The sequence below is a fragment of the Bradyrhizobium sp. USDA3010 genome (assembly GCF_056429065.1).
In genome coordinates this window covers 1-8,136 of the sequence record NZ_JBWJZD010000091.1, presented here as the reverse complement: position 1 = coordinate 8,136, position 8,136 = coordinate 1, and the positions used below count along the sequence as shown (strand labels likewise).

The 8,136-nt window shown below is 57.9% G+C and carries 4 protein-coding genes, 1 tRNA gene and 3 pseudogenes; 4 read left to right on the top strand and 4 right to left on the bottom strand.

Annotated elements, in window-relative coordinates; translation table 11 throughout:
* Positions 1-118: 118 nt before the first annotated feature.
* The 3 genes and pseudogenes from AC066Y_RS42635 to AC066Y_RS42625 all read left to right on the top strand — a co-directional run.
* Positions 119-598: pseudogene (locus AC066Y_RS42635) on the top strand (Rossmann-fold NAD(P)-binding domain-containing protein); the annotation flags it as partial.
* Between the two features lie 357 nt (positions 599-955).
* Positions 956-1,279 (top strand): helix-turn-helix domain-containing protein, encoded by a 324-nt coding sequence (locus AC066Y_RS42630; protein WP_478279063.1) that lies wholly within the window; start codon positions 956-958, stop codon positions 1,277-1,279.
* Positions 1,254-2,531, top strand: coding sequence for a type II toxin-antitoxin system HipA family toxin (locus AC066Y_RS42625; protein WP_478279062.1), 1,278 nt, complete (start codon positions 1,254-1,256; stop codon positions 2,529-2,531). The genes AC066Y_RS42630 and AC066Y_RS42625 overlap by 26 nt, the downstream gene beginning before the upstream one ends.
* A gap of 18 nt (positions 2,532-2,549) precedes the next feature.
* Here AC066Y_RS42625 and AC066Y_RS42620 read toward each other — a convergent pair whose 3' ends face one another.
* The 4 genes and pseudogenes from AC066Y_RS42620 to AC066Y_RS42605 all read right to left on the bottom strand — a co-directional run bounded on the left by AC066Y_RS42620 (position 2,550) and on the right by AC066Y_RS42605 (position 4,074).
* A complete protein-coding gene (locus tag AC066Y_RS42620) occupies positions 2,550-2,804 on the bottom strand; it encodes a hypothetical protein (protein WP_478279061.1) in 255 nt (84 codons plus the stop codon).
* 230 nt (positions 2,805-3,034) lie between these two features.
* A pseudogene (locus AC066Y_RS42615) lies at positions 3,035-3,249 on the bottom strand (RES family NAD+ phosphorylase); the annotation flags it as partial.
* A pseudogene (locus tag AC066Y_RS42610) lies at positions 3,246-3,596 on the bottom strand (antitoxin Xre/MbcA/ParS toxin-binding domain-containing protein); the annotation flags it as partial. The pseudogenes AC066Y_RS42610 and AC066Y_RS42615, both read right to left, overlap by 4 nt.
* 402 nt (positions 3,597-3,998) lie before the next feature.
* Positions 3,999-4,074: transfer RNA gene (locus tag AC066Y_RS42605), tRNA-Ile, on the bottom strand.
* Positions 4,075-4,874: 800 nt separating this feature from the next.
* Between AC066Y_RS42605 and AC066Y_RS42600 the strand changes: the two genes are divergently transcribed.
* Entirely contained in the window at positions 4,875-7,979 is a 3,105-nt protein-coding gene (locus AC066Y_RS42600; protein ID WP_478279060.1) for an efflux RND transporter permease subunit, read from the top strand.
* The last annotated feature ends 157 nt before the right edge of the window (positions 7,980-8,136 follow it).

Below are 8,136 nucleotides of genomic sequence, written 5' to 3'. Positions count from 1 at the left end.
TCCAACGCGTTCACGAAGTCGGGTCGAAAAGCGGCGAAAAAGCCGAAGCGTTCGCGCGCGCCTTCACCCCGACCGGAAATGTTCCAGCTGCCCCGCCCGGCAATCATGAATAAGACGGGCTAGAACGCCGGCGATCAATACTCTTGCACCCTACGTGCTGACGGCACTGATCGAGCGCCCCGCTAGACTGGTCTATCTCAGCAGCGGGCTGCATCGTGGCGGGGAAGGCTCGTTGGATGACCTTGATTGGACCAAAAGGTCTTGGGATTCGGCCAGGGCCTACGCCGAGAGCAAGCTGCACCTCGTCGCGCTTGCGTCCGCGCTGGCGCGACGCTGGCCAAGCGTCCTAAGTAACGCGGTCGATCCAGGCTGGGCGCGCACGAAGATGGGTGGCGCGGGCGCCCCGGTAGATGTCGAAACGGGTCAGAAGACGCAAGCCTGGCTGGCCGTGAGCGACGATCCGGCCGCGCTAGTTAGCGGCCGCTACTGGCATCAACTCCGGCAACAGGAGCCGGCCAATGAGGCAACTGATCCGAGCTTCCAGGACGAACTCATCGATAAGTTGGGCAAGCTGACCGGAGTTAAACTACCGGCGTAGGTAACCAGCTTGGATCTGCTCTGGGGCAAAACCGCCCGCGGCGGACCTATTGCCTGCACTTGAAAAAAATATGAAAAAAATTCCTTGATTTGGGCGTGTCGCCGGCGCTGTCGAAGACTTGCTCGACGCCGTTTTGGCTGGGCGGCGGGAGTCGTAGAAGTCCATGCGGACGCGGTGGTTCGCCCAGCGCTGGTCAAGATTGCTTTAGGCATTGGGAACCGCGCTTTGGCCTTGACGATACGTTTGAGGATCTTTTTATTGTACAATGATATGTAAACAGATCTAAGCCTTGACGAAGTCGGCGATAAATGATACCTTTGCGTATCTTATAGAATAAAAAAGATACGTAAACAGATCATGGAACGGAACTCGGAAGCAACCCAACAGCTAGGACGCCTCCTCCGGGATGCAAGAAAGCAAGCGGGCCTGACTCAAGAGCAGGTGGCCGAACGCGCGGGCATTTCCCGGCCGCGTTACCGCGATATTGAGCAGGGCAACGCCGCTGCGCGGGCGACTACGCTGATTAACGTCGCGCGCGCTCTCGGCATGGAGCTAATGCTGATCCCACAGGCCATGGTGCCCGGCGTCACCGCACTCCTTCGGCCGTCCGAAGACGAGGACCGACCAGCGTTCACCACCGATATGGATGATGATGATGAGCACCCGGGTCCGCGCTCCTAACACCATCCAGTCGCTGGACGTGTTCCTTCAAGACCTCAAGGTCGGAACGGTCGTGCGTACGCCAGGCGATTTCAATGCCTTCAGTCTCGATCCGGCCTATCGAGCTATGGCGAAGCCCCCGATACTAAGCCTCTCGCTCCGCTCAGCCGATGGTGGCCTTCGCAAGGATCCGAAGCCCGTAGCACACATGCTGCCCGCGTTCTTCGCGAATATGTTGCCCGAGGACAAGCTTCGCGAGGCGATGGAAAAGCACCACGCGGGAACAGTGAGGCAAGGAAACGATTTCGACCTCCTGGCGGCGCTTGGCGAAGACCTGCCAGGTGCAGTGCGCGTCGTGCCGAGCGACGGCAGCACCACGATAGCCGTTCAAGACAATCCACGTGAGATCAAAGCGCGGTTTTCCTTGGCCGGAGTTCAGATGAAGCTCTCCGTGATGAAAAACACGGGCAAGGGTGGCGGGCTGACTTTGCCTATCGGCGACGAGCAAGGACAGTACATCGCAAAATTCCCCTCGACCAATCTTGCCGGATTGTCGGAAAACGAATTCGCCATTTTGGCGCTTTCCGAAATCCTCGGAATGGATGTGCGGGAACGCGAGCTTGTCGAAAAATCCGATTTCGAGGGAATTCCCGAAGAATTCAATACGCTGTCGACCGGCAAGGTCTTGCTGGTGAAGCGGTTCGACCGTGGGCCCAAAGGTACCCGAATTCACATCGAAGACTTCGCTCAGATCTTCGGTCGGCAGCCATCCAAAAAATACGATGACGCATCATACCACGACATCGCTTCCGCGCTGAACGTGGCGGTTTCGACCGACGCCGCACTCGAATTCGTTCGCCGACTGGCACTTGCCGCACTCGTCGGCAACGGCGACATGCACTTGAAGAACTGGTCCACAATATACCCAGGTGATGGTTGCACTCCGGCCATCGCCCCCGTGTATGACGTCCTATCAACCACCGCTTATTTTCCGAAGGACGATATGGCGCTCTCTTTGGGAGGAGAGAAATCCTTCAAAGCGCTTACTCCGGACCGCTGGCGAAAGTTCGCCAATCGCGCGCGGCTACCCGAACCGGCGGTAATCTCGGCCGTCGAGGAGGTCGTATCGTTGGTGAACGACAATTGGTGGCAGCTCCCAGAGCGGGAAGTCATTCCGGCCGCTGTTCTTAGTAAGATCGATGCCAAAATCGAGGAGATGAGCCCGGTTCTAGATCCCGGTCACGTTCCGAGGCCCTCCCTGGCTAACCCCTGAGCTTGGTGCTGCCCAGATCTAGATCCGCGGTCGCGCCGATTGCGCTTCTGAACGCTCCACGTACTTTGCGTAGGCCCGGCGGATTCGGTTTTCGTCGTCTCCGCCGGTGTGGATCTTTTCACTTCGTTCCCCAAAGGCGGCGACTGCAATGGCCGTATCGAAGACGCCTTCCACGGTGTCGCCGTCACAAAAGGGGATCGCGACTGCCCCGAGATACTCGTCCCGCTTCCGCTTCTCGAGCCCCCACATCTCGTATTTCAGCGAAACCAGCACATGGATGACGTCGTCTTCGACTGCAGTCGGCTCGATCGCATAGAAGCGGTGGTCGCGTCCACAAACAAGATCAAACTAAATTGGCTTGGCGATCTTCTTCACAAAGTAGGCTGCGATATCGGTGGCTCTCATCGTCGGCACTCCTTTGCCGAAGATTCTATGACCGCATCCTGCAAGACGCGAGCGAGGGAAGCACGACGGCGATATGAAGCTCGGTCAAAACGCGGCGGAGTGTCGAGTGCTTTGAAGCCTTTGCGAACCGCCAATTCGAGGATCGCGGTCGCAGGATCAAGCGCAATACACGACGCGAGCGCCTTTGCTGTTCCATCGGTCGCCGACCTTGGAACGCGCCCTCGCCATTATCCGAAGTCGACGCAGAGCGTCCCTGGTCGAGACGCCAAGCGATGAGCCTACCGCCTCCTAATCGCTCTGTAGAAGGCGTCATGCATAGACGCCGTATGCGAGGCGTTTGAGGTACTGTTCAACGCGCTCGATGCCCACCGGCGTGGCAAGCAGATCGATCGGGCGGCGCTGGTCAAGACCGATGGCTGGACGCTCGAGCCACTGCTCTGCCTCTTCCTGCGAACCGAACACGTCCGTGGCCTTGGCCAGGAGCTGAGCGGCTTTTTCTGGAGCACCCCTGCGTCGCTGAAAGGTGCGAAGGCTCATTCCGAGGGCTGTTTCCAACGAGTCCATTTGAATGAAGGGGAGGTGACTGACTAAGTGGGTCAGCGCGGAGAGGCCGTCCAGCAGCAGTTCGTGGGCGTCCAGGGTGCTTGTGATGCGGCGTGCGCCGATCATCGGCGCCGCATGATCAGCATGGTGCTGCTGCTCGTCGGCACGCCGATGATGATCGCCCCGGCATCGGCATCGTCCCCGGCATCATCATCTCCAGCACTACCTGCAGCAGCAGCACCACAAGCGGCAATACCATCCTCGCATCCCGATCGGCGCTGTCGGACTAGCCGACGGCCCAGCGGCCGCTGACCATAGTTGCGATCACGGCGAAATCGCCTACCGTACTCACGGTGAAAGCAGCGCAGCGTTAATGTTTGGGTTTGAGATTTTCTGCCGATTTGAGATGATCTGGCGATGACTCATGAAATCGAGTCGTCTTAGAGATCGGTATCGAGTCGTTCTTATAGCCCGAACGAGTCGTTCTTAAAGTGGGCTACAGTCGGAGGAAATCGCCGCTGGTGGGCCCGGCAGGACTCGAACCTGCAACCAGACCGTTATGAGCGGCCGGCTCTAACCATTGAGCTACAGGCCCCCGCCACTGAAAGGCGGCGGCGCGGCATGCTGGCATCGTTACAGGTTGTCTGCCGCTCCGGCAAGGTTCAGTCACGCTTCCGCGCCCGCGCTTCGCACTTCTCCGCAGACGTTCCTTTCCCGTTCTGTAGCTCGAAGCGTCAATTCAGTCCAAGGGCCTTCTTTGGCGCTGTTATCATGTGTCCTTATGAAAACGCGCGACGTGCATAGAATCAGCAGGCTGCGCCGGCGCGGAGTCAAAAGATAGGGTTTTCCAACCCAGCGAGCTCTTCACTGGTGTTGAGGGGGGCGACGAGGCTTCAGCGTTCCGTTTGACAAACCTTGGTATAGGTTTGACAGCCCATCCTATATTACCCACTCACCTTTGTAGAGTTGAGCATCCGTCAGGTCGATTCTACTTTCGACATCGAAGCTGGATCATACGAACGAGCGATCGAAGCGAAGCCTTGAGCTGGCTTGATTCCTTGCTGGAAGTCGTTGTGTTCCATCAAGGCCTGAGGACGAAACTACATGGAAACAGGTGAGCCCAATTCCACGTCTTGAGGCGGGCCGCAGGCTGCTTAGGCGCAAAAAAAGACATGGATGTTTAACTTGGGAAATGCTCCGCAATTTGAGGTCGCGGTCAGTGACGAGAAGGGCAGGGCCGATGTTCATCCAAGCAACCACGATGTAAGAAGCGCAGAACTGAGCTCCCTGCGTGTCCCTTTGGATCAGGCGTTTCCAGTTCCCAAATATTACGCGCATTAGCCGCGGGTAGCGCGACCTGCTCGCGAATTTGCGTTACCTTGAATGCGAGTCGAGATGGCATCTATCGAACTTTTCATCAAACGTCCGGTGTTGTCTGTCGTCCTCAGTCTCCTGATCCTGCTGATCGGACTTCGCGCGGCCACCGTTCTGCCGATCCGGCAGTATCCCAAGCTGTCCAATACGGTCGTCAATATCACGACTTCCTATCCTGGCGCCTCCGCCGACATGATCCAGGGGTTCATCACCGTTCCCTTGGAGCAGGCCGTCGCTTCCGCCGAGGGCGTCGACTACATCACTTCCTCATCGGTACTCGGTACGTCGACGATCCAAGTCTACATAAAGCTGAATTTCGATCCTAACGAGGCGCTCACCGAGGTGCTTTCTAAGGTCAACTCAATCAAATATTTAATCCCGAAGGAATCAAACGATCCAGTCGTCACTAAGGCAACGGGTCAGGCCACCGCTGTCATGTATATCGCTTTCTCCAGCGAGGAACTGACGGCCAGCGCGATTTCCGACTATCTCTCGCGCGTCGTGCAACCGGTTATGTCAACCGTTGACGGCGTCGCCGCGGCAGACATCCTGGGCGGCCAAAGTTTTGCGATGCGGCTATGGCTCGATGCTGCGAAAATGGCAGGGCGCGGCGTCTCGCCGGCTGATGTTTCGGCTGCAATCGCCGCCAATAACTTCCAGACGGCGGCCGGCCAGACCAAGGGATATTTCACGATCTCCGACGTCACGGCAAATACCGATCTACGGAGTGTTGATGACTTCAAGCGCATGATCGTCAAAGCCATTGATGGGGGCTTTGTGCGCATTGAGGATATTGCGACAGTCGAGCTTGCAGCGCAGACCACAGACGTCAGTGTGGCCATGAACGGCGAGCACGCGGTCTTCATCGGCGTGCAGGCGAGCCCGCAAGGCAATCCGCTGAATATAGTGCGAGGCGTTCGCGCGCTGTTTCCAGAAATGGAGCGTAACCTGCCGCCATCGCTGAAGATGAAGGTGGCCTACGATTCAACGAAATTCATCCAATCGTCGATCGATGAAGTGGAAAAGACGCTCATCGAGGCCATCGTGATCGTGATGGTGGTGATCTTCCTGTTCCTGGCCTCGCTGCGATCGGTCATCATTCCCGTCGTCACCATTCCGCTGTCGCTCGTTGGCGTCTGCAGCTTGATGCTGGCGCTGGGATTTTCATTCAACCTACTGACCCTCCTTGCGATGGTGCTCGCGATCGGTCTTGTGGTCGACGACGCGATCGTCGTGGTGGAGAATATCCATCGTCATCTAGAAGAGGGGCGGCCGCCCCTGCAGGCCGCCACGAGGGGAGCGCGCGAGATCGTGGTCCCCGTTGTCTCCATGACGATTACGTTGGCGGCCGTATACGCACCCATCGGCTTTCTCGGTGGCCTCACCGGTGCGCTGTTCCGCGAGTTCGCGTTCACGCTGGCCGCGGCGGTGATCGTGTCTGGCGTGATCGCTTTGACGCTGTCGCCGATGATGTGCTCGGTCTTTCTAAAGAGCGCCGAGGAGGGGCGGTTTGCAAGATTCGTGAACCGCGTGTTCGCCGCCATGACATGCTGGTACGGCCGCAAGCTCGATCGCTCGCTCGACTATCGCCCAATTACCTGGCTGTTTGCGCTGACCATGCTGGGCCTCGTCGGCTTTCTCTATATGCATACTTCCAAGGAACTTGCACCCGAGGAGGATCAAGGTATCGTATTCGCACTAACGAAGGCGCCGAAATATGCCAATATCGACTATCTCGACTATTACGGCGCCAAGCTCGAAAGGGCATTCCGGAAGTTTTCCGAGACCGATTTGACCTTCGTGCTCAACGGTAGTCGCGGCTCGCAGGCAGGCATGGCCGGAATGTTGCTGAAGCCATGGGACGAGCGCAAGCGATCATCGATCGTGCTTAGGTCCCTTGTTCAAGCCGAGCTGTCCAAAATCGAAGGTATTAACGCATTTGCTTTTAACTTGCCGGCACTTCCGGGCGGATCGGACGGCCTACCAGTGCAGATGGTGATCAATTCGACGCTGGGCTTCCAATCCGTCTATGAGCAGATGTCGAAACTGAAGGACGCCGCGCGCAAGAGCGGTCTGTTCATGGTCAGCGACTCTGACCTCGAGTTCAACCAGCCGGTGGTGCGAATCAAGGTCGATCGGTCCAAGGCCAACGATCTTGGCATTACCATGCAGAATATCGGTGACGCGCTCGCCATCCTACTTGGCGGAAACTACATCAATCGCTTCAATCTGCAGGGCCGCTCCTACCAGGTGATCCCGCAGGTGCCGCGCGAGAAACGCATGGCTCCGGAAGCGATTGGGAACTATTATGTAAAGACAGCGACGGGCTCGATGCTTCCGCTGTCTACCGTCGTCTCGGTCGAGACTGCGACTGATCCGAACGCGCTCACCCACTACAACCAGCTCAACTGCGCGACCTTTCAGGCTGTGCCGATGCCCGGGGTCACGATCGGTCAAGCCGTGGACTTCCTGGAGGCGGAGGCAAAGAAGCTGCCCGCAGGCTTCAGCCACGACTTCCTTGCCGACGCCCGGCAATATGTGCACGAGGGTGACCAACTGGCCATCACCTTCGCATTTGCACTGATCGTCATATTCTTGGTGCTTGCGGCGCAGTTCGAAAGTCTGCGCGATCCCCTCATTATTATGATCAGTGTACCCATGGCAATTGTCGGCGCCTTGATACCGCTATTCTTTGGCTGGGCGACGATGAACATCTACACTCAGGTCGGGCTGCTGACGCTCGTCGGTTTAATTTCCAAGCACGGGATCCTGATGGTTGAGTTCGCCAACGAGCTGCAGCTCAAGGAGAGACTTGATTGTCGCTCGGCTATAGAGATGGCAGCTCGCGTCCGACTTCGTCCAATCTTGATGACGACGGCGGCGATGGTCACAGGCCTGGTACCTTTGTTGACGGCAACAGGAGCTGGCGCCGCGAGCCGCTTCTCGATTGGGCTGGTGCTCGTCGCGGGCATGTCTATCGGCACGCTGTTCACGCTCTTCGTCCTGCCGGCGGTCTATGTCGCGATCGCCTCCGATCACCGTGTCGATGCGAGTGCCGGTCACGCGAAGAAGGGCCCCAAGTTCGACCTCACCAGCACTGCTGAGGCCCAGCCGGCGGAGCAATGACGCTAACATCAGGCCGGATTGACCGATTGCTGCTAGCCCGTCTTATTCATGATTGCCGGGCGGGGCAGCTGGAACATTTCCGGTCGGGGTGAAGGCGCGCGCGAACGCTTCGGCTTTTTCGCCGCTTTTCGACCCGACTTCGTGAACGCGTTGGAGG

Excerpts from the sequence above, each read along its gene's own strand:
- AC066Y_RS42630 (WP_478279063.1), top strand. The coding sequence starts at position 956 with ATGGAACGGAACTCGGAAGCAACCCAACAGCTAGGACGCCTCCTCCGG.
- AC066Y_RS42625 (WP_478279062.1), top strand. The coding sequence starts at position 1,254 with ATGAGCACCCGGGTCCGCGCTCCTAACACCATCCAGTCGCTGGACGTG.
- AC066Y_RS42600 (WP_478279060.1), top strand. The coding sequence starts at position 4,875 with ATGGCATCTATCGAACTTTTCATCAAACGTCCGGTGTTGTCTGTCGTC.